A 21,192-nucleotide genomic window follows, 5' to 3' on the forward strand; every position below is an offset into this window, starting at 1 on the left:
ATGGAACTTAGAGTATTCGACAAGACAGCACAGCCGCTGGGAGCTATAGACGAGCTGGCAAGCCTGCTATGGCATACAAAGTATTTTGACGTAGGAACTTTTAGCCTGCTTGCGCCGATTACGGACAATAACAGCCGTTTGCTGGTAGAGGGTAACTTAATAACCAAGCACGACGGAAAAAAGGAAGTAAAGACCGCTGACGGCGGCGTATGGCGCAGGGCAGCGCAGATAACCTACGTACACATTACCAAAGACGAGAACGGCTTAGAGCAGTTAGAGGCACAAGGCTATATGCTTAGCTGGTGGCTTAATAAGCGCTGCATTTATCCGCAGATTGTGGCGACAGGTACAAACCAGTATCTTATAAACCTTATGGTAAAGAACAACTGCGGCAGCGCAGCAGGAACAAAGCGGCGTTTTCCATTGCTTACATTTCTGGCGCAGGAAACCATAGACGGCGTGGCGGTTGAATATGCAAACGAGGCATACGCACAACTGGGGCAGGAAGTAAAGGCAAGGGCGCAGGCTGGAAAGCTGGGCTATGACATTCTGCTTAACGAAAGAGAGAGACTGTTTGGCTTTTATCTGTATAAGGGCAATGACCTTACAGCCACAAATACCGAGGGTAACACACCCTGCATATTTTCAAGAGATTTTGATAATGTCAACGAGCAGGAATATACAGCCAGTATAGAGAACTGCGGCAACTTTATTTATGTGCAGGGAGCAGCTGACGACGACGGCAGCCAGCCAGTAACCACAGTGGACGGCGAGGGCGCAACGGGGCTGGATTTGGTAGAGGTATTCTGCGACGCTACGGACATTGCCAGAAAGTACCAGCAAGGGGAAACAGAGGTAACAATACCGCTGAATACCTATATTGCAATGCTGAAAACGAGAGGCAGCGCAGAGCTGGAAAACTACGGCAAGAACATAAATTTTGTAAGTACCATAAATACAAATTCAAACTTGAAATTTAAGGCTGATTTTGATTTAGGCGACCGTATTACTTGCAAAGAAACCAAGTGGGGCATACAGATAGATGCACGTATTACAGAAGTAACAGAAACATACCAGAAAGGCGAGGAAACCATAGAGGCGACTTTTGGCGACAGCCTGCCGACGCTGGTAGACCAGATTAGGAAAGTGAGGTAGCAGAAATGGCAAACAGCTTACCGTTTAATGCCGTGGCAGTAGACGGAGAGTACGACAGGGTATATAAAGCCGAGGATTGGGCGTGGTACTTTGCTACTTTCATTGCAAACGGCATTTTTCCAAAGCCGAGCGACGGGCTACAGGTGGTAGCTTACAGCGGCATGGAAATAAGAGTAAATGCAGGCTATGCCTTTATAAACGGCTACGCCTTTAGAAATCCTGCAACGCTTAGCGTAACACTGGATACGGCAGAGGGAGCGCTTAACAGGGTGGACAGGGTAGTAGTTCGCTGGGATTTGCCGCAAAGAGATATGTATATTGCGGTGCTGAAAGGCACACCGTCTGCAAAGCCGACAGCAACGGCAGTAACCCGCACTACGGAAATATGGGAGCTTGCACTTGCAGATATTTACGTAGGCAAGGGCGTAACAAGGATACAGACGCAGAATATCACAGACCAGCGGTTTAATAGCGCAGTCTGTGGCATTGTGACGGGAACGGTGGAAGAGATAGACGCAAGCGTGCTTACAAAGCAGTTTACGGACTTTTTCAACACCTACAGCGCAGCCGTGCTGGACGAGTTCAGCGCATATAAGCAGAGTATGGAAAAGTACCTTACAGAGATTGCGGGCGTATATGACAGCTACGTAAGCAAGACAGAGGGTTTATTTGCGCAGTATGAGAGCCAGTTTAACGAAAGATACAGCAGTTTTGAAAGTACACTTGATAACTGGGACAATGAGCTTTTAAGCGCCTATACAGACTTTATGGCAAAAATTAAGCTATTCCAGTCGGACGCTGAAAACGAATTTAACACATGGTTTGAGAGCATCAAGGACAAGCTGGGCGGGGACATAGCAGGCAGCCTGCAACTGCAAATTGAAGAGCTGGCAGCAGCCATGCAGGAAGTGAAAGAGCAGGCAGAGGCAGGCACGAAAGAAACCAAAGAGGCAATAGCAGCGCTGGACGAGCGGCTTAAGAGGGTAGAAAGCGGCTGGGGCATTGACTATAAGCATGACGCTGTACTGGGATTGTGCTACATGGGTGCAGCATATATGAGCCAGCATTACGAAAGAACAGAAGAAACGGCAGTATTAGGGGCTACCTACGTGGGTAATTCCTATCTTGCAAATACATTTTAGAAAGGCGGCAGACTATGAAAGGGTTTCCAAAGGTATTAAAGACAAAAGAGGACTATTACAACTGCCTTGCTATGGTAGCAAGCGGAGAACTGGCAGCAGCAGACTTGCTGGCAAAAATCGAGAGCGCAGAGAACCAGCGCTATATTGAGTGCGGCGTAGCAGCTGTAGAGGAAGAGAAAAAGGCGGTTACGGTATATTACTGCGACGAGGCAGCAGTAGGCATGAAGTTTGTAGCGGGCAGCGTATCCGGCACGGTGCAGGGAGTAACACATATCCAGACTGACGAGGCAGCGGCAGCAGGAGAGGCAGGAAACGACAGAACAGCCCTCACGCTTTCCAAAGCAGTAAAAGCGGGCTGCACGGTAATTGCGCTGGAACGCACAGACACCGTGGCAGGAATGACAACAGACGACATTGCAGCACTGAAAGGAGTATTAAAGCAGTATGAGTAGATTATTAGTGGACGACGTTACAAAGACAGACGCAAGGGCGCTTTTGAATGTAAATAAAATGGCTACAATCAGCGATATTGTAGCACCGAGCAACGAGTACATTTACGCCAGCGGAGCAAATGAGCTGACCGTAGTAGAGGGCTGCGTAATTGCCGTGGGTGGCGCTGGAATTTTCAAGACAGCAAATACCATTCTTACGGCTGCTAATCTGGACGCAGGCAGCGCTTTTGCGGTAGGTAAGGACTATTACGTATATATCTGCGACAGCAGAATTGACAGCGCAGACGAGAAATACGTAATTTCCCTTAACTCTACATACCCGACAGGCTGGAACGCTACAAACAGCCGTAAAATCGGCGGCTTTCATTATGGACGCTGCCGCAAGGTGGACAGCAATTTACAGCCGCTTAATGGCAGCAGTGTTATTTTTGGCACTGGCTGGGAAAGTGCAGTAAGCAACGGCATTGTACCACGTTCTGTATGGACACTGGGACACCGCCCGAAATGCAGCCCAGAGGGTATGGTATATTTAGGCGGCGGCACATGGGTAGATATTTACCTTAATTCTGACGACGGAGCAAAGGGCTTAAAATCAGAGTACGGCTGCGCACCTATGACGGGTACAGAAAGCATGAACTGGTACAACTTTGTAGAACGTCTGGCAAAGAGCGGTAAGCGCCTGCCGAACTATGCGGAGTTTTGCGCTTATGCTTTTGGCAGCCCTGCCGGACTGGATAACGCAAATACAAACGCATGGAGCGCCACCAGCAATACAGGCAGAGGCGTAACGGGCAGCGTAGTAAATGCCGTTTCTTCCGTGGGCGTTGTAGATACCGTGGGGCGTGTATGGGAATGGCTGGACGAGCTTATTACAAGAGCGGAACACGCAACAAATGCAGACTACCACGCAAGCGTAGCGTGGGGATGGGACAAGAAAAGCCCATTGAATACAGGCGAGAAGTCTTACGACGTTGGTAACATTTACCAGTATTACGCATATTCTCTGGCGGCGCTGCTGGCGGGCGGCAGCTGGGACCGTGGGGCGGGTTGCGGCGCTCGTGCCGTGTTTTGCCGCAATTACCCGTGGATTGTCCCTGCGAACGTTGGCGCTCGTGGGGCGTGTGACTCTCTGTAGACGGCGGGCGAAAGCCCAGCCGGATAAACGGGGGTAAGGCATGGACATACAGACAAAAACAGATATTATACACCAGAAAATATACGATTTTCTGCTATATATCTATCCTTTACTTGCAAAGTATCCAAAGTTTGAAAAATTCAGTTTACAGACGGCGACCAGAAACGCAATTCTTGAAATGCTGCAAGAGGTTATAAAGTGGGATAAGACGGCGACGAAAAGCCACTTATACACGGTAGATACGGCATTGCAGGAAAGTAAAGAATTGCTGCGGCTGGCGCATGATTTGGAATATAGCGCCATGAACGCACGGCACTACGGCGAGAGCTGCCGCAAGCTGAAAGAAATAGGCGTTATGCTGGGCGAAATGATAGAAGAGGTAAAGACCAGAAAATAGCAGGATATGGGGCAGCTGCTTACTTACAGCCTCTGGCGGCGCTGATAGCGGGCGGCAACTGGAACAATGGGGCGAATTGCGGCGCTCGTGCCGTGAATTGCAACAATTACCCGTGGAATGTCAATACGAACATTGGCGCTCGTGGGGCGTGTGACTTAGTGAGAACATTACAGGCACAGAGTTCTACGGAATACTGGCAAGGACTTAGAAAGGGATAAGACCGAGTGTTTAATATCCTATAGTCAGAGCGGCTGTCCCGCCGTGAGGCAAAGAGAAAAAATACGGCTGCTGGTTAGTAGCTACGGCGAAAGGCAGGAGCTTAATACTTGAAGAGAGTAGGATACATTACCGATAAGGACGGGCGGCACATTACGCTTTTAGAGGCTATGGGCGACTACGGAAACGTACAGAAAGCATATAACAAAGCCAGAAAGTGTAAGCGCCACAGAAAAGACGTACTGATTTTTACGAAAGATAAAGAGGAAAATTTAGACAAGGTGCGGGAAGATATTCTAAACCTTGCCTATGAGCCGAGCGAATACCATTACTTTAAGGTGTACGAACCGAAAGAGCGGCAGATAATGGCACTGCCGTTCTATGACAGGGTGGTACAGCACGCCATAAACAACGTGTTAGAGCCTATATTTGATAAGCGGTTTATATCGCAGTCTTACGCCTGCCGGAAAGGTAAAGGTATGCACGCTGCATCTGATACGCTAAAAGAGTGACTGTATGAGTGGAACAAATACCACCCAGACCAGCCACTTTATGCTATCAAGGCAGATATACACCACTATTTCCAGAGCATAGACCATGCGGTATTAAAGACTGAAATACGTAAGGTTATAAAAGACGCTGGGGTACTGGCATTGCTGGACAGGATAATAGACCACAACGGCAATATGCCGGACGGCGTAGGGATACCAGTGGGAAACCTTACCAGTCAGTTATTTGCAAATATCTATCTGGACGCATTAGACCAGTTTATTAAGCATGAGCTGGGCGTAGAGGCGTACATACGCTATATGGACGACTTTGTAATATTAAGCCCAGACAAGGAACAGCTGCGCAGCTGGCTTGCACGGATAGAGCAATTCTTACGGGAAGAGCTTAAGTTAGAGTTTAACCCGAAAACTACCATACTGGCAGCAAAGAACGGTATAGACTTTGTAGGCTACAAACACAGGGCGACGCACAGGAAAGTACGAAAGGACAGCATAAAGCGTATAAAGCGTACTATCAAGAAGTGCGAGAGCGGGAAAATCACAAAAGAACAGTTACAAAAGAGTATACAGAGCTGGACGGGACACGCAGGACACGCCGACAGCTATAACCTACGAAAGAAAATAGAAACGCTGGCAGAGGCAGCCATAGAAAAGGCTGCTTAAGCGGCAAAATGCAGGAGCGAGTACATGAGTAGCAATTTATTAAGGGTGGTACAGGAACAACAGGAAACCATAGAAAAGCAAAGCAGGCTTATTGCTGATTTAATAGCCACTCTGGAAAGCTGGGAGCAGACAGCGGGCTACGACGGCGAAGAGCTGAAAGAGCGGGCAGAAAATTTGCAATTAAGAGAAAGGCAGGATTTATGAACATGACTATTACAGAATTTATTGAGGCGGCGGCACATAACAAAATTATCCAGCTGGTAGTATTGGCGATTGTGTGCGACACGGTTTTTGGCGTGCTGCGTGCAATCAAAGAAAAGAAATTTAACAGCTGCGCAGGAATTGACGGGGCTATCAGAAAAGTAGGTATGCTTATTTCTCTGGTATTCATGCTGGCAATCGACGTACTGATTAAGATTAACTTAATCGGATTTATACCGGAGCAGGCACGTACATATTTAGGGCTTGACACCGTGGGCGTGGCTGAATTTTTCGCATTGCTTTACATTGCCTATGAGGTAGTGAGTATTTTTAAGAATATGGCATTATGTGGGTTGCCCGTAAAAAAGGTATGGGAAAAGGTACGGGAGTTTTTAGCAAAGTATACGGACGAGCTGCCGGACACAGACGAACTGGACGGGGACAGCACCACAGGCAGCGTAGAGGAACACAGGACACAGGAAAGATAAGGATAATAAGGACATAGCAGCAAAGAGCGCTTGCGGGACACCGCAGGCGCTTATTTTGTATGCGGAAAGGCGGGAAACATGAAAATTAACAGAATGATAAGCGGGTACAATTTCAACAAGGGCAGCATTTCCAGAATTAAGTATATTGTTATCCATTACGTAGGCGCACTGGGCGGCGCAGAGGATAACTGCCGCTATTATGGCGGCGGCAATAGAAATGCGTCGGCGCATTACTTTGTAGGATTTAACGGCGAGGTATGGCAGTGCGTAGAGGACGCTAATATAGCGTGGCATTGCGGAGCGTCGAGCTATAAGCACGCAGAGTGCCGGAACGCTAATAGTATCGGTATTGAAATGTGCGTAAGGAAGAAAAACACAAAGAGCATGGGCGCAACAGATAAAGACTGGTATTTTGAGGACGCAACAGTAGAGGCAGCGGCAGAGCTTACCCGTTACCTTATGAATAAATACGGCGTGCCTGCATCTCATGTAATCAGACATTACGACGTAACGGGCAAGATTTGCCCTAACCCGTATGTATATAACACCAGCGCCCACACATGGGACGAGTTTAAGCGTAAAATCAGCGGACAGGCAGAAACACCGCAGGGCAGCAATGAAAAAATAATCTGGAATTTTCTTACAGGCAAGGGCTTAAATGCTTATGCCGTGGCTGGTATTATGGGTAATCTGTATGCTGAAAGCGGGCTTATGCCGAACAACTTACAGAACACCTATAACAATAAGCTGGGTAAGACGGACGCAGAATATACAGCGGCGGTGGATAATGGCAGTTATGGCAATTTTGTAAAGGACAGTGCAGGCTATGGGCTGGCGCAGTGGACGTATTGGAGCAGAAAGCAGGCGCTGCTTAATCATGCAAAACAGGCGGGCGTATCCATTGCAGACCTTAATATGCAGCTGGGCTTTTTATGGGAAGAATTACAGGGCTACACAGTAGTAATGGACGCACTGAAAAAGGCAGGCAGCGTGCGTGCTGCATCTGATGCCGTTCTTACTGGATATGAAAAGCCAGCAGACCAGAGCGAAACAGTAAAGAAAAAGCGTGCAGAGTACGGCGAGGGATACTATAAAAAGTATGCAGCCGGAAACGGCACAAAATATTACAGAGTGCGCAAGAGCTGGACGGACGCAGCAAGCCAGCTGGGGGCGTTTACGTCGCTGGAAAATGCAAAGAGCGCTTGCAAGGCAGGCTATACTGTATATGATGATAACGGCAAGGCAGTATATACCGCAGCGGGGCAGCAGGCAAGCGCAGGCGTTCCGTTTAGCGTACAGGTGGATATTTTAGACCTTAATATCAGAACGGGAGCAGGCACAAACTATGCAAAGACAGGAGAAACCACAGGAAAGGGAGTATTTACCATTATGGAAGTGAAAGCCGGACAGGGCGCAAGTGCTGGCTGGGGACGCTTGAAGAGTGGCGCAGGCTGGATTAGCTTAGATTATGCCACAAGATTAGCTTAAGTTTTCGAGGGTGGGCGGTTCGCTGTCTGCCCTCTATTTTTTTTACAATTTTATAGGATTTTCTACATAAAAGCGTTGACAATATACCAAAGTTGGTATATAATAAAATCATGGAAAGGAGATAAGAACAAATAAGAGGCAAAGCCACTGGAAAGGAGAAACGGCACAATGGGTAAGAAAAAGAAACAAAAGAAAAAGCCTATCGAATGGCGAGACCTGACAATCAACGCATTGATAGACTTAATCATAGGCATAATACTTATCATAATTGGTAAGTACATAGGTTAGGGCGAAAGCCCTAACCGACAGGCGGGCGATAAGCCCGCCGCCTATAAGAAATATAACACAAACCCACAGCCGAGTAAAGAGTATGCTTTTGAAATTAGGAGTATTTTTAGTAGCAGTAGGACTTGTAAAGCTGCTTATTGCTTTCATTTTGAGAGCAAAAGAAAAGAGAGGTAAGGCATGAATTTAGGCGAGAACATAAGAAAAGCACGGAAAGCGGCGGGCGTTTCACAGTCGGAACTTGCGGAACGCCTGCAAGTCCACCAGAAAGATATAAGCAGGTGGGAGAATGGGGCGCACGCACCGACAATAGAAATGTTTGCGAAAATATGCAGAGAGCTTAACGCCTCTGCTGATGAAATTTTAGAATTGAAGTAGATACGAAAGCGAGGGCTTACTATGACAAAGAAAAAGGTAATTTTATTGGTAGTGGCTGCATTATTTGCAGTAAGTGGCTTAACGGCGCTGCCGTCTGGAAATATAACAGGTGGGGTGGGCTGCATTGTGGTTGCGGCAGTATGTGCCTATTTTGGACTGAAAAAGAAAAGCGCAGGAAAAGAAAACGAAAACAGAACGCCTGCGCCTGCCGCTGCATCTGGTGGCAGAGTTTTAGATACAATCAGAACGAAAGTAGTAGGCGTGACGTTCAATAATGAGGACGGAGAAAACAGGCAGGATATTTTAAGCAGAATGTCCGGCAGTGAAGATATTACAGTAGAAAAGTATACATACAACGGAGAGCCTGCCGCATACGTAAAGTGGGGCGATAAGGTAATAGGCAATCTATCGGCAGAGCTGGCGGGGGACTTAGCGAGAAAGTACCCGAAAGCCCGCTACACCGCAGAAATACTGGAAATTTCTGGGGGGGGGGGTACAGACGTTCGGGTGCAATATAGAGCTTGACGTAATCGAGGACGCAACGCCCAGCGTAAGCCAGCATACGGGAGAAACTACAGTATATGTAGACCGTAGCAACAAAAAATACCATAGTAAGCCTAACTGTTCGGGAATGAAAAACCCAAAGAGCATACCGCTAAGCCAAGCAAAGAAGAAATACACCGCTTGTAAAAAGTGTTGTAAATAGGTAAAGGCATAAGCCGCAGACTTGTAAAAGAGTTTGCGGCTTTTCGTCGTATATGGGGAAAGAACAGGAACGAAAGAGAGGTAGCAGAAATGGCGAATAAGAAAGGCAGCCGACAGCTGACATGGACAGACCGTATAAGTATTGAGGCATTGAAAAAAGCAGGGCATAGCGTGATAGAGATAGCAGAACAGCTGGGCGTACACCGCAGCACTATATACAATGAGCTTAAGAGAGGGGAATATATGCACAGAAATAGCGACTATACAGAAACATTAAGTTATAGCCCAAACAAGGCACAAATGAAAGCAGAGGAAAATTTAAAGGCAAGGGGTACACAACTTAAAATAGGAAACGATATTGCATACGCTAATTATATAGAGGATAAAATAGTAAATGAAGATTACAGCCCAGCTGCGGTACTGGGAGAATTGAAAGCACAGGGGAAAGAGGGGGACTTTTCCGTAACAGTATGCGTAACGACCTTATACAGCTATATTGATAAGGGTATTTTCCTTAAGCTGTCTAATAAGAATTTGCCAGTAAAGAAGAATAAGAAGAGAAATTATAAGAAAGTACAGAGGCAACAGAAAAGGGCGGCAGCAGGAGAGAGTATAGACAAACGCCCGAAAGAGATAGATACACGGGAAGAGTTCGGAAACTGGGAAATGGACAGCGTTTTAGGTAAGCGGGGAAAGTCAAAAAATACCTTGCTGGTACTGACAGAGCGGAAAACCAGAAACGAGATTATATTTAAACTGCCAGACCATACAGACGAGGCAGTAGTAGCGGCACTGGATAGATTAGAAAGAAAATGGGGCGCTGATATGTTTAAGCGGGTATTTAAGACAATCACAGTAGACAACGGCAGCGAGTTTGCAGATGCAGAGGGCTTACAGCGTTCTATTATCAACGAGGGAGAAAAGCGGACAAAGGTATATTACTGCCACCCTTATAGTAGCTGGGAACGTGGCACGAATGAGGTAACAAATAAGATGATACGCCGGAAGATACCGAAAGGCACAAATTTTGACGACAGGACAGAGGAAGAGGTAGAGAGTATAGAGAACTGGATAAACGGATACCCACGCAAAATACATGGCTACCATTCAGCGGGGGAATTATTCAAGGAAGAGGTAAAGCAGCTTGCATAACAACGGATACAGGGAGCGTGAGAGGCTGGCAGCAGTGGCAGCCTTACTACTGCGCTGTCTAAAAGTGAAAATACACAATAAAACAGGCTGCGTATTGTGCAAAACGGCAAAACGATAAAAACATGAAAAAATGTCGAATTTAATGTTGACATTTTTAAAGGTACTGACAGGTACATAAATTTCTTGCTTAATTTCAGATTACCATGCTATACTTATCTAGTATGCCTATTTATATGTTTCGTATGTTAGCATGAAGGAAAACTATGGAGGAAATTATATGCCGTCAATCGAACAGAGTAAAATTCGTAATTTTTGTATTATCGCACATATTGACCATGGCAAATCTACATTGGCAGACCGTATTATCGAAAAAACCGGACTGCTTACTGACAGAGAGATGCAGGCACAGGTCTTAGATAATATGGAGTTGGAAAGAGAAAGAGGAATTACTATAAAATCTCAGGCTGTCCGTATTGTATACCATGCAAAGGACGGAGAGGAATATATTTTTAATTTAATAGATACGCCGGGACATGTGGACTTTAACTATGAGGTATCACGAAGTCTGGCTGCCTGTGACGGGGCAATTTTGGTAGTAGATGCTGCGCAGGGCATTGAAGCACAGACACTGGCGAATGTATATCTGGCGTTAGATCATGATTTAGATGTATTTCCGGTTATCAATAAAATTGATTTGCCAAGTGCAGAGCCGGAAAGAGTAATCAATGAAATCGAGGATGTAATCGGGATTGAAGCGCAGGATGCGCCTTTGATTTCAGCAAAAACAGGTTTGAATATTGAAGATGTTCTGGAGCAGATTGTAGCTAAAATTCCGGCGCCTTCAGGAAGCCCTGAAAATCCTTTGCAGGCGTTGATTTTTGACTCGATTTATGACCCGTATAAAGGTGTTATCGTATTTTGCCGTATTAAAGAAGGAACTGTCCGTAAGGGTACAAAAATCCGTATGATGGCAACAGGAGCTGTGGAAGAGGTTGTAGAAGTGGGATATTTTGGCGCAGGACAATTTATTCCATGCGAGGAGCTTTCCGCAGGAATGGTAGGCTATGTAACTGCCAGCATTAAAAATGTAAAAGATACCCGTGTAGGCGATACGATTACAGATGAAGAAAGACCTTGTGAAAAACCGTTGCCGGGTTATAAGAAGGTCAACCCTATGGTATTTTGCGGTGTGTATCCGGCAGACGGCGCAAAGTATCAGGATTTGCGGGATGCTTTGGAAAAATTGCAGTTAAATGATGCTTCTCTGTTTTTTGAACCGGAGACATCCATTGCTCTTGGCTTTGGTTTCCGCTGCGGTTTCTTAGGCTTGCTGCATTTGGAAATTATTCAGGAAAGACTGGAAAGAGAGTATAATCTGGATCTTGTTACAACAGCTCCGGGAGTTGTTTATAAGGTACACAAGACAAACGGAGAAGTGATTGACCTTACCAATCCGTCAAACCTTCCGGACCCGTCTGAAATTGATTATATGGAAGAGCCTATGGTAAAAGCGGAAATCATGGTAACCACAGAGTTTATCGGACCGATTATGGACTTATGTCAGGAGAGAAGAGGACAGTATCAGGGAATGGAATATATGGAAACCACCCGTGCCCTGCTTCACTATCATTTGCCGCTGAATGAAATTATCTATGATTTCTTCGATGCCTTGAAATCACGCTCCAGAGGTTATGCTTCCTTTGATTACGAGATGCTGGGCTATGAGCAGAGTGATTTGGTAAAACTGGATATTCTGGTAAATAAAGAAGAAGTGGATGCCTTGTCCTTTATTGTATTTGCAGGTTCTGCTTATGAAAGAGGACGCAAAATGTGCGAAAAGCTTAAGGAAGAAATTCCGAGACAGCTTTTTGAAATTCCAATTCAGGCAGCAGTAGGAAGTAAAATTATTGCCAGAGAAACCGTAAAAGCAATGCGTAAAGACGTATTGGCAAAATGCTACGGCGGTGATATTTCTCGTAAGAGAAAGCTTCTGGAAAAACAGAAGGAAGGTAAAAAACGTATGCGCCAGATTGGAAACGTAGAAATTCCACAGAAGGCATTTATGAGTGTATTAAAATTAGATGATAAATAAGAAATAGGGGAAGGTATTGTATGAAGAAGGATTTGGGACTTTATATTCATATTCCTTTTTGTGTGAAAAAATGTGAATATTGTGATTTTCTGTCCTGGAATGCAGGGGAGGAAGAACGGCAGCAGTATGTAGCTGCGCTGCTTTCAGAGATTGAAAGTTACAGGGAATTTGCGAAAGGATATCGGGTATCAACAATATTTATTGGGGGAGGTACGCCGTCCGTTTTATTGCCAAAGCAGATGGAAGATATTCTTCAGAAAATTTATGAAATATTTGAATTGGAAAGAAGACCGGAGATTACCGTAGAAGTAAATCCGGGAACTGTGGATGAGGAAAAATTACAGTGCTATAAGGAGAATGGAGTAAACCGTTTGAGTATGGGACTGCAGTCTGTAAAAGATGAAAAACTCAGACTTTTAGGCAGAATTCATACCTATCAGGAGTTTGTAGAAAGCTATGAGCTGGCGAGAAAAGCTGGGTTTGACAATATCAGCATAGATTTGATTTCTTCTGTGCCGGGGCAGACCTTGCAGGAATGGAAGGAAGAGCTGGAAACAGCAGCAGCACAAAATCCGGAGCATATTTCTGTATATCAGCTTATTATTGAAGAGGGGACGCCTTTTTATGAAAAATATGCAGAACATCCGGAGCTTTTGCCTGATGAGGAGACCAGCAGAGAAATCTATCTTTGGACAGGCAAATTTTTAAAAGAAGCAGGCTATGGGCAATATGAAATTTCCAATTATGCCAAGCCGGGAAAAGAGTCCAGACATAATCTGAAATATTGGGAGCGTGGAGATTATTTAGGCTTAGGTTTGGGAGCGGCATCAATGGTGCGAAATATTCGTATGAGCAATACAAAGGATATGAGGACTTATCTGGAACGTTGTGACAAGCCTAAAACCATGCGGGAGGACGTGCAGTTTTTAGAAGAGCCTCGTCAGATGGAAGAATTTATGTTTTTGGGACTTCGAAAAACAAGAGGTGTGTCAAAAAAGGAATTTAAACGTATTTTTGGCAGAGAAATGGATATGGTTTATGAAAAGGCTTTACATAAATGTCTGGAAAATGGGATGCTGCTGGAACATAAGGACAGAATTTTTCTTTCAGAAGAGGGAACTCTTTTGAGTAATATGGTTTTGTCAGAGTTTTTGTTTGATTTGTAAAATAGTTTATGGAATTTTAATAAAGTTTAATTCTTTTGTTCTGGATTTCTATGTTTTTCTGTGGCAGAATAAGAACAGAAAAAACAGGGGAGGAATTGTATGAATATTTTGTTTTTTCTTACCCCCAAAGTAGATGTTGCATATATTTATGATACATATAGTCTTAGACAAGTATTGGAAAAGATGGAATATCATAAGTATTCATGTATTCCGATTATTAATGAACGGGGCAAATATACAGGTACGATTACAGAAGGCGACCTGTTATGGGGATTAAAGAACAGGGCAGATTTGAATTTAAAAAGTGCAGAGGAGGTTCCGATTACTTCCTTTGAAAGAAGAACGGATTATACACCTATACGTGTGGACTCAGATATGGAAGATTTGCTGGATAAGGCAATGAGACAGAATTTTGTTCCGGTAGTGGACGACCAGAAGAATTTTATCGGGATTGTCACAAGACGGGATATTATGCAGTATATTTGTTCCTCATGTAAAAGAGAAGATACCAAAGAGAAAGAAACTGTCGGCGTTTAAGGTGCCGGCAGTTTTCTGCGTCTGTGCGTAAAAAAAACAGAACAAATGTTTGCAAAAGATAAAGGCAATGTGGTACAATGTATAAATCAGATAGTAAGAAGTGCAAACTAAGTTTACAGATATACGGAAGAAAGGGAGAACTATGGCAGTAAAGATGCAGGCAAGGCAGTTTATAAAGATACGTGGTGCAAATGAAAATAATCTGAAAAATCTTGATGTGGATATTCCCAGAAATGAAATGGTCGTGCTTACAGGACTCAGCGGCTCAGGAAAGAGTTCTCTGGCATTTGATACAATTTATGCGGAAGGTCAGAGAAGATACATGGAGTCATTATCTTCCTATGCCCGCCAGTTTTTGGGACAGATGGAGAAGCCGGATGTGGAAAGTATTGAGGGGCTTTCTCCCGCAATTTCCATAGACCAGAAATCCACGAACAGAAATCCACGTTCCACAGTAGGAACGGTGACGGAGATTTACGATTATTTCCGTCTGTTGTATGCAAGAATTGGAATTCCACATTGTCCGAAATGCGGCAGAGAAATTAAAAAACAGACCGTAGACCAGATGGTGGACCATATTATGGGGATGCCGGAACGAACGAAAATACAGCTTTTGGCTCCGGTGGTGAGAGGTCGTAAGGGAACTCACGCAAAGCTTTTTGAGCAGGCGAGAAAAAGCGGTTATGTACGTGTGCTGGTAGACGGAAGCCTATATGAATTAAATGAAGAAATAAAGCTGGATAAAAATATCAAACACAATATAGAAATTATTGTGGACCGTTTGATTGTAAAACCGGGAATTGAAAAACGACTGACAGACTCTATTGAAACGGTACTGAATTTGGCAGAGGGAAAATTGGTAGTAGATACCATGGATGGAAATTATGTGAATTTCAGCCAGAGCTTTGCCTGTCCGGATTGTGGGATTAGTATTGATGAAATTGAACCCAGAAGCTTTTCTTTTAACAATCCTTTCGGAGCGTGTCCTTCCTGTTTTGGATTGGGATATCGTATGGAATTTGACGTGGATTTGATGATACCGGACAGAAGCCTCAGTATTTCTCAAGGGGCAATTACTGTAATGGGCTGGCAGTCCTGTGCTGACAAAGGAAGCTTTACCAGAGCGATTTTAGATGCACTGGCAAAGGAATATCACTTTGACTTAGATACGCCTTTTGAAGAATATCCGCAGGAGGTGCAGGATGTTTTAATTCACGGAACAAACGGAAAAGAAGTGAAGGTGTATTATAAAGGACAGCGTGGAGAGGGGGTCTATGATGTTGCTTTTGAAGGAATTGTGAAGAATGTGGAGCGGAGATACAGGGAGACAGGCTCGGAAACCATGAAGCAGGAATACGAGTCCTTTATGCGTATTACTCCATGTCCTTCCTGTAAAGGGCAAAGACTGAAGCCGGAAGCTCTGGCAGTGACTGTGGGAGATAAGAATATTTATGAGGTCACCTCTATGTCAATCAGCAGTCTCTCTGAATTTTTAGAGGGCTTACAGCTTTCAGAAACACAGCAGCTTATCGGTGAGCAGGTGTTAAAAGAGATTAGGGCAAGGGTAGGTTTTCTGGTGAATGTAGGTCTGGACTACCTGACTTTGGCAAGGGCAACAGGAACGCTTTCAGGGGGCGAAGCCCAGCGTATCCGTTTGGCAACCCAGATTGGTTCGGGACTGGTAGGCGTTGCATATATTTTGGACGAGCCAAGTATCGGACTTCATCAGAGGGACAATGATAAGCTTTTGGGAACCTTGAAGCATTTGCGGGATTTGGGAAATACTTTGATTGTAGTGGAGCATGATGAGGATACTATGCGGGCAGCAGATTGTGTGGTAGACATCGGACCGGGAGCAGGGGAGCACGGCGGTCAGCTTGTGGCAATCGGAACAGCAGAAGAAATTATGCAAAATCCAAATTCTATTACAGGGCAGTATTTAAGCGGAAAAATTAAAATTCCTGTTCCGGAAGTAAGGAGAAAACCAACAGGATTTCTCACAATCCGAAAAGCAGCAGAAAACAATTTAAAGAACATTGATGTAAAAATCCCTTTGGGAGTGATGACTTGTGTAACAGGTGTTTCCGGTTCGGGAAAGAGTTCTCTCGTCAATGAAATTTTATATAAGAGTCTGGCAAGAAAGTTAAATCGTGCAAGAACAATTCCGGGAAAACATAAGTGCATTGAGGGTGTGGAGCAACTAGACAAGGTTATTGATATTGACCAGTCGCCTATCGGAAGAACACCTCGTTCAAACCCTGCAACTTATACCGGTGTCTTTGACCAAATCAGAGACCTTTTTGCGGCTACGGCAGACGCAAAGGCAAGAGGGTATAAAAAGGGCAGGTTTAGTTTTAATGTAAAAGGCGGAAGATGCGAAGCATGTAGCGGTGACGGTATTTTAAAGATTGAAATGCACTTTTTACCGGATGTTTATGTACCGTGTGAGGTATGTCAGGGAAAACGATATAACAGAGAAACACTGGAAGTAAAATACAAAGGAAAGAGTATTTACGATGTACTGAATATGACCGTAGAGGAAGCTTTGGCTTTCTTTGACCATGTTCCGTCTATCAAGAGAAAAATCCAGACTTTATACGATGTGGGATTGTCCTATATTCGTTTGGGACAGCCTTCCACAGAGCTTTCCGGAGGAGAGGCGCAGAGAATTAAGCTTGCCACAGAGCTGAGCAAGAGAAGTACCGGAAAGACGATTTATATTTTAGATGAGCCGACAACAGGTCTGCATTTTGCAGATGTGCATAAGCTCATTGAAATTCTCCAAAGGCTTTCCGAAGGCGGAAATACCGTTGTAGTCATTGAGCATAATTTAGATGTCATTAAAACAGCAGATTACATTATTGATATAGGACCGGAGGGCGGAGATAAGGGAGGAACTGTGGTTGCAAAGGGAACTCCTGAGGAGATTGCAGCAAATCCGGCATCTTATACAGGTCAATATGTGTCAAAATATTTGAGATGATTGCCCCTTTTCAATAGAGGGGAAGTTGTATATAATGAAGTAGAGCCAAGGCAAAAGGTCTTAGGAAAGGGGTAAATGAATGGCAGCATCAGACATTGGAATTGATTTGGGAACAGCCAGTATCCTTGTTTATGCCAAGGGTAAGGGGATTGTTTTGAAAGAACCATCCGTAGTTGCATACGATAAAGATAATAATAAAATACGTGCAGTAGGCGAGGAAGCCCGTCAGATGATAGGGCGTACACCGGGGAATATTGTGGCAGTGCGTCCTTTGAGACAGGGAGTAATTTCTGACTATGAGGTTACAGAGAAAATGCTGAAATATTTTATTTCCAAAGCAATCGGAAAGAGAGCATTTCGAAAACCACGTATCAGTATATGTGCGCCAAGCGGCATCACCGAGGTGGAGAAAAAAGCAGTAGAAGAAGCCACTTATCAGGCAGGCGCCAGAGAAGTGCACATTATAGAAGAACCCATTGCAGCAGCCATTGGCGCAGGCATTGATATTACAATACCTTTTGGAAATATGATTGTGGATATCGGAGGAGGAACAACAGACGTTGCCGTAATTTCACTGGGCGGCACAGTGGTTTCCACTTCTATTAAGCTTGCAGGAGATGATTTTGATGATGCAATTATGCGTCATGTGCGAAAAAAACACAATCTGATGATCGGAGAGAGAACAGCAGAGGACATTAAAATCCAGATTGGAACAGTGTATTCCTCTCCGCAGCCCAAGAGCATGGAAGTAAAGGGGCGTGATACGATTACGGGATTACCAAAGAGTGTTACGCTTACTTCAGAAGAAATCAAAGAGGCTTTAAGGGATGCCACAACTCAGATTATGGAGACTATTCACAGCGTATTAGAGAAAACGCCGCCTGAGCTGGCAGCAGACGTGGCAGAAAGAGGCATTGTGCTCACCGGCGGAGGCGCTTTGCTGGGTGGTTTGGAAGAGCTGATTGAAGAAGAAACAGGAATTAATACCATTGTGGCAGATAATCCGGCACAGGTGGTTGCCATAGGCACAGGGCAATACATGGAAATGATGAGTAAAATGAACGGAAAATTATAGAGATACAGAGAGGAAGAAATGTGGAAGAAACCATTGAAGGATATATAGAGCATATCATATATCGAAATCAGGAAAACGGATATACTGTAGCAAACCTTGTTGCAGAAGAGACAGAGATTACCTGTGTGGGGATTTTTCAGTATCTGAATGAAGGTGAGGCTATAAGAGCCAAAGGAGTATATAAGGAACACCCTTCTTATGGGCAGCAGTTTTCTGTATCTTCTTATGAAATTGTCATTCCACAGGACTCTCTGGCAATGGAGAGATATTTAGGTTCGGGAGCTATAAAGGGTATCGGAGCCGCTCTGGCAGCTAGAATTGTGCGTCATTTTGGCGATGATACCTTGCGGATTATTGAAACGGAACCGGAACGTCTGGCAGAGGTAAAAGGCATTAGTGAGCGGAAAGCAAGGGAGATTGCAGAACAGGTAGAAGATAAGGCAGATATGAGAAAGGCAATGATGTTTCTTCAGCAATATGGCATTTCTCAGACTTTAGGCGCTAAAATTTATCAGCAGTATAAACAGGATATGTATCGGATTTTAAAAGAAAATCCATATAAGATGGCAGAGGACATTTCCGGTGTCGGATTTAAAATTGCAGATGAAATCGCAGCACGTATTGGTATTCATACGGACTCAGATTACCGTATTCGAAGCGGTCTTTTATACATATTGCTTCTGGCAACCGCAGAGGGACACGTATATCTTCCAAAAAGGGTTCTGCTGGCAAGAGCAGAAAAGCTTTTGGGTGTTCAGGCTGATTATATGGAAAAACATATTGTAGATTTGGCTATTGACCGCAAAATTGTAGTGAAGGAAATTACAGACGACTTTACGGACGAAAAAGAGCAGGTTGTCTATGCCAGTCAATATTATCAAATTGAGCTGCATACAGCTCAGATGCTTCATGAGTTGAATTTAAAGGATACCGTAGATGAAGAGGTAATTGCAGAAAAAATTCGAAGAATTCAAAAAGCAGAAAAAATTGAATTGGATGAGATGCAGCAGCAGGCGATTGCAGAAGCTGTGAAAAATGGCTTGTTGGTGATTACCGGAGGACCGGGAACAGGAAAGACTACGACGATTAACGGTATTATCCGATATTTTGAAATGGAAGGACTGGATATTTACCTTGCAGCTCCTACCGGAAGAGCAGCGAAACGTATGACGGAAGCTACGGGATACGAGGCGAAAACCATCCACAGAATGTTAGAACTTACAGGAGCTCCGGAGGAAAAGTCAGGAAGTATTTATTTTGAAAGAAATGCTCAAAATCCTTTAGAGGCGGATGTAATTATCATTGATGAAATGTCTATGGTAGATATTTTTTTGATGCACGCATTGTTGTCAGCGGTGGTATCGGGAACGAGATTGATTTTAGTAGGTGATGTAAATCAGCTTCCCAGTGTAGGACCGGGAAGTGTTTTAAAAGATATTATTGCTTCCGGTGAGTTTCCTGTTGTGGAGCTGGTGAAAATTTTCCGTCAGGCATCGCAAAGCGATATTGTCGTAAACGCCCATAAGATTAATCAGGGAGTACCGGTAAGCTTAGATAATAAAAGTATGGATTTCTTCTTTTTGAAGAGATATGATGCAAATGTGATTATCAGTGTTGTGATTACTCTTATTCAGAAAAAAATGCCTAAGTTTGTAGATGCAGAGCCTTATGATATACAGGTGCTGACACCTATGCGAAAAGGGCTTTTAGGCGTGGAGAGGTTAAACGTTATTTTGCAGCAGTATCTTAATCCTCCTTCTAAGGAAAAGAAAGAGAAGGAGCATGGCAAAGGACTTTTCAGAGAAGGGGACAAGGTCATGCAGATTAAGAATAATTATCAGTTGGAGTGGGAAATCAGAGGTCTTTACGGTATTCCTGTGGAAAAGGGCGTAGGTGTCTTTAACGGAGATACAGGCATTATAAAAGAAGTCAATACTTTTGCAGAAACGATTACCGTAGAGTTTGATGAGCGAAGATTTGTGGAATATAGCTTTAAGCAGCTGGAGGAATTAGAGCTTGCTTATGCAATTACCATCCATAAGGCACAGGGAAGCGAATATCCGGCAGTGATTATTCCTCTTTTGGCAGGACCGAAAATGCTGATGAACCGAAATCTTCTTTATACGGCAGTTACCAGAGCCAGAAAATGTGTGACTTTGGTAGGAGATGAAAAGGTTTTTGCAGAAATGGAAAATAACAAAATGGAGCAAAGTCGGTATACGACTCTTGATTTGAGAATAAAGGAGAGTCATTGAGAAGAAATTTATTTTTAGATATTTTATATCCAAGGCACTGTCCCGTCTGTCATGAGATTACAGTGCCTTGGGGAAGAAAAATTTGTGATACATGCAAAGACAAATTAAAGCCCATTTACGGGGCAAGATGCTTTTGCTGCTCGAAACCGCTTCAAAGGGCAGAGCAGGAATATTGTAAGGATTGCAGAAAAACACGTCAATTTCAACAGGGACTGGGGATTTTTTCTTACAGTACCCTTCTTCAAAATTCTTTATTTCAGTTAAAATACGGAAAACGTCAAGAATACGGTACGTTCTATGGTGAGTTCGCCGCATACTATTCCAGAGAAAAAATAGAAAAATGGAAAATAGATATTATTATGCCAATTCCCCTTCATCCTCGCCGATTGGAAAAGCGAGGTTATAATCAGGCAGGTGTGCTTGCCGAGGCATTGGGAAAGAAGTTGGGGATACCTGTGGATGAAAAAAATTTGAAAAGACGGAAGAATACAAAGCCGCAAAAAGAATTAAATCATCGGGAACGGCAGAAAAATATGAAAAATGCTTTTATTGTACGAAAAAAATTAAAAGAAGAAAATATACTTTTAGTAGATGACATTTACACAACAGGAAGTACCATAGAAGAAGCGGCAAAAGAGCTGAAAAAGGCAGGAGCACAAAATATCTTTTTTCTTACAATAGCCATTGGTGCAGATAGCTGAAAAGTCTTGATTAGGTT

20 protein-coding genes are annotated in these 21,192 nt (G+C 44.0%); all 20 read left to right on the forward strand.

Translation table 11 applies throughout. The annotated features are described in order from the left end of the window. The 20 genes from CGC63_RS04090 to CGC63_RS04180 all read left to right on the forward strand — a co-directional run bounded on the left by CGC63_RS04090 (window position 1) and on the right by CGC63_RS04180 (window position 21,175). Window positions 1-1,155 (forward strand): siphovirus ReqiPepy6 Gp37-like family protein, encoded by a 1,155-nt coding sequence (locus tag CGC63_RS04090; protein ID WP_003023321.1) that lies wholly within the window; start codon window positions 1-3, stop codon window positions 1,153-1,155. A gap of 5 nt (window positions 1,156-1,160) precedes the next feature. Then, a complete protein-coding gene (locus CGC63_RS04095) occupies window positions 1,161-2,297 on the forward strand; it encodes a hypothetical protein (RefSeq protein WP_003023320.1) in 1,137 nt (378 codons plus the stop codon). 14 nt (window positions 2,298-2,311) lie between these two features. Beyond that, window positions 2,312-2,749, forward strand: coding sequence for a hypothetical protein (locus CGC63_RS04100; RefSeq protein WP_003023317.1), 438 nt, complete (start codon window positions 2,312-2,314; stop codon window positions 2,747-2,749). Further along, window positions 2,742-3,884 carry a phage major tropism determinant gene (locus CGC63_RS04105; protein WP_003023313.1) on the forward strand — a complete coding sequence of 381 codons (1,143 nt, stop codon included), beginning with the start codon at window positions 2,742-2,744 and terminating at the stop codon, window positions 3,882-3,884. Before CGC63_RS04100 ends, CGC63_RS04105 begins: the two co-directional genes overlap by 8 nt. A gap of 40 nt (window positions 3,885-3,924) precedes the next feature. Next, window positions 3,925-4,281, forward strand: a complete 357-nt coding sequence (gene avd, locus CGC63_RS04110; RefSeq protein ID WP_003023311.1) for a diversity-generating retroelement protein Avd — start codon at window positions 3,925-3,927, stop codon at window positions 4,279-4,281. A 326-nt stretch (window positions 4,282-4,607) separates the two neighbouring features. Continuing rightward, entirely contained in the window at window positions 4,608-5,009 is a 402-nt protein-coding gene (locus CGC63_RS15605) for a reverse transcriptase family protein (RefSeq protein ID WP_003023306.1), read from the forward strand. Then, window positions 5,010-5,669 (forward strand): RNA-directed DNA polymerase, encoded by a 660-nt coding sequence (locus CGC63_RS15610; RefSeq protein ID WP_259805512.1) that lies wholly within the window; start codon window positions 5,010-5,012, stop codon window positions 5,667-5,669. Between the two features lie 24 nt (window positions 5,670-5,693). Then, window positions 5,694-5,873 carry a hypothetical protein gene (locus CGC63_RS04120; protein ID WP_003023298.1) on the forward strand — a complete coding sequence of 60 codons (180 nt, stop codon included), beginning with the start codon at window positions 5,694-5,696 and terminating at the stop codon, window positions 5,871-5,873. Beyond that, complete coding sequence (locus tag CGC63_RS04125; RefSeq protein WP_003023294.1) at window positions 5,870-6,358, forward strand: phage holin family protein; 489 nt, start codon at window positions 5,870-5,872, stop codon at window positions 6,356-6,358. Before CGC63_RS04120 ends, CGC63_RS04125 begins: the two co-directional genes overlap by 4 nt. A 78-nt stretch (window positions 6,359-6,436) precedes the next feature. Further along, window positions 6,437-7,846: a phage tail tip lysozyme gene (locus CGC63_RS04130; RefSeq protein WP_003023292.1), complete on the forward strand. Its 1,410-nt coding sequence runs from the start codon at window positions 6,437-6,439 to the stop codon at window positions 7,844-7,846. Between the two features lie 465 nt (window positions 7,847-8,311). Then, on the forward strand, window positions 8,312-8,509 hold the full coding sequence (locus tag CGC63_RS04135) for a helix-turn-helix domain-containing protein (protein ID WP_003023288.1): 198 nt from the start codon (window positions 8,312-8,314) through the stop codon (window positions 8,507-8,509). Window positions 8,510-8,530: 21 nt separating this feature from the next. Continuing rightward, window positions 8,531-9,034 carry a hypothetical protein gene (locus CGC63_RS04140; protein WP_089438664.1) on the forward strand — a complete coding sequence of 168 codons (504 nt, stop codon included), beginning with the start codon at window positions 8,531-8,533 and terminating at the stop codon, window positions 9,032-9,034. Between the two features lie 270 nt (window positions 9,035-9,304). Further along, complete coding sequence (locus tag CGC63_RS04145; protein ID WP_003023284.1) at window positions 9,305-10,366, forward strand: IS30 family transposase; 1,062 nt, start codon at window positions 9,305-9,307, stop codon at window positions 10,364-10,366. 277 nt (window positions 10,367-10,643) lie between these two features. Continuing rightward, entirely contained in the window at window positions 10,644-12,458 is a 1,815-nt protein-coding gene (lepA, locus tag CGC63_RS04150) for a translation elongation factor 4 (RefSeq protein WP_009247605.1), read from the forward strand. Between the two features lie 20 nt (window positions 12,459-12,478). After that, on the forward strand, window positions 12,479-13,624 hold the full coding sequence (hemW, locus tag CGC63_RS04155) for a radical SAM family heme chaperone HemW (protein WP_003023279.1): 1,146 nt from the start codon (window positions 12,479-12,481) through the stop codon (window positions 13,622-13,624). A gap of 99 nt (window positions 13,625-13,723) precedes the next feature. Next, window positions 13,724-14,161, forward strand: a complete 438-nt coding sequence (locus CGC63_RS04160) for a CBS domain-containing protein (protein WP_003023277.1) — start codon at window positions 13,724-13,726, stop codon at window positions 14,159-14,161. Between the two features lie 142 nt (window positions 14,162-14,303). Further along, complete coding sequence (uvrA, locus tag CGC63_RS04165; protein WP_009247603.1) at window positions 14,304-17,144, forward strand: excinuclease ABC subunit UvrA; 2,841 nt, start codon at window positions 14,304-14,306, stop codon at window positions 17,142-17,144. A 79-nt stretch (window positions 17,145-17,223) separates the two neighbouring features. After that, entirely contained in the window at window positions 17,224-18,219 is a 996-nt protein-coding gene (gene mreB / locus CGC63_RS04170; protein ID WP_003023273.1) for a rod shape-determining protein, read from the forward strand. 20 nt (window positions 18,220-18,239) lie between these two features. Continuing rightward, on the forward strand, window positions 18,240-20,474 hold the full coding sequence (recD2, locus tag CGC63_RS04175) for an SF1B family DNA helicase RecD2 (RefSeq protein ID WP_003023272.1): 2,235 nt from the start codon (window positions 18,240-18,242) through the stop codon (window positions 20,472-20,474). Next, window positions 20,471-21,175, forward strand: a complete 705-nt coding sequence (locus CGC63_RS04180; RefSeq protein WP_009247601.1) for a ComF family protein — start codon at window positions 20,471-20,473, stop codon at window positions 21,173-21,175. Before recD2 ends, CGC63_RS04180 begins: the two co-directional genes overlap by 4 nt. Window positions 21,176-21,192 lie beyond the last annotated feature (17 nt).

It is taken from the genome of Blautia hansenii DSM 20583 (assembly GCF_002222595.2).
Taxonomy (GTDB): Bacteria; Bacillota; Clostridia; order Lachnospirales; family Lachnospiraceae; genus Blautia; species Blautia hansenii.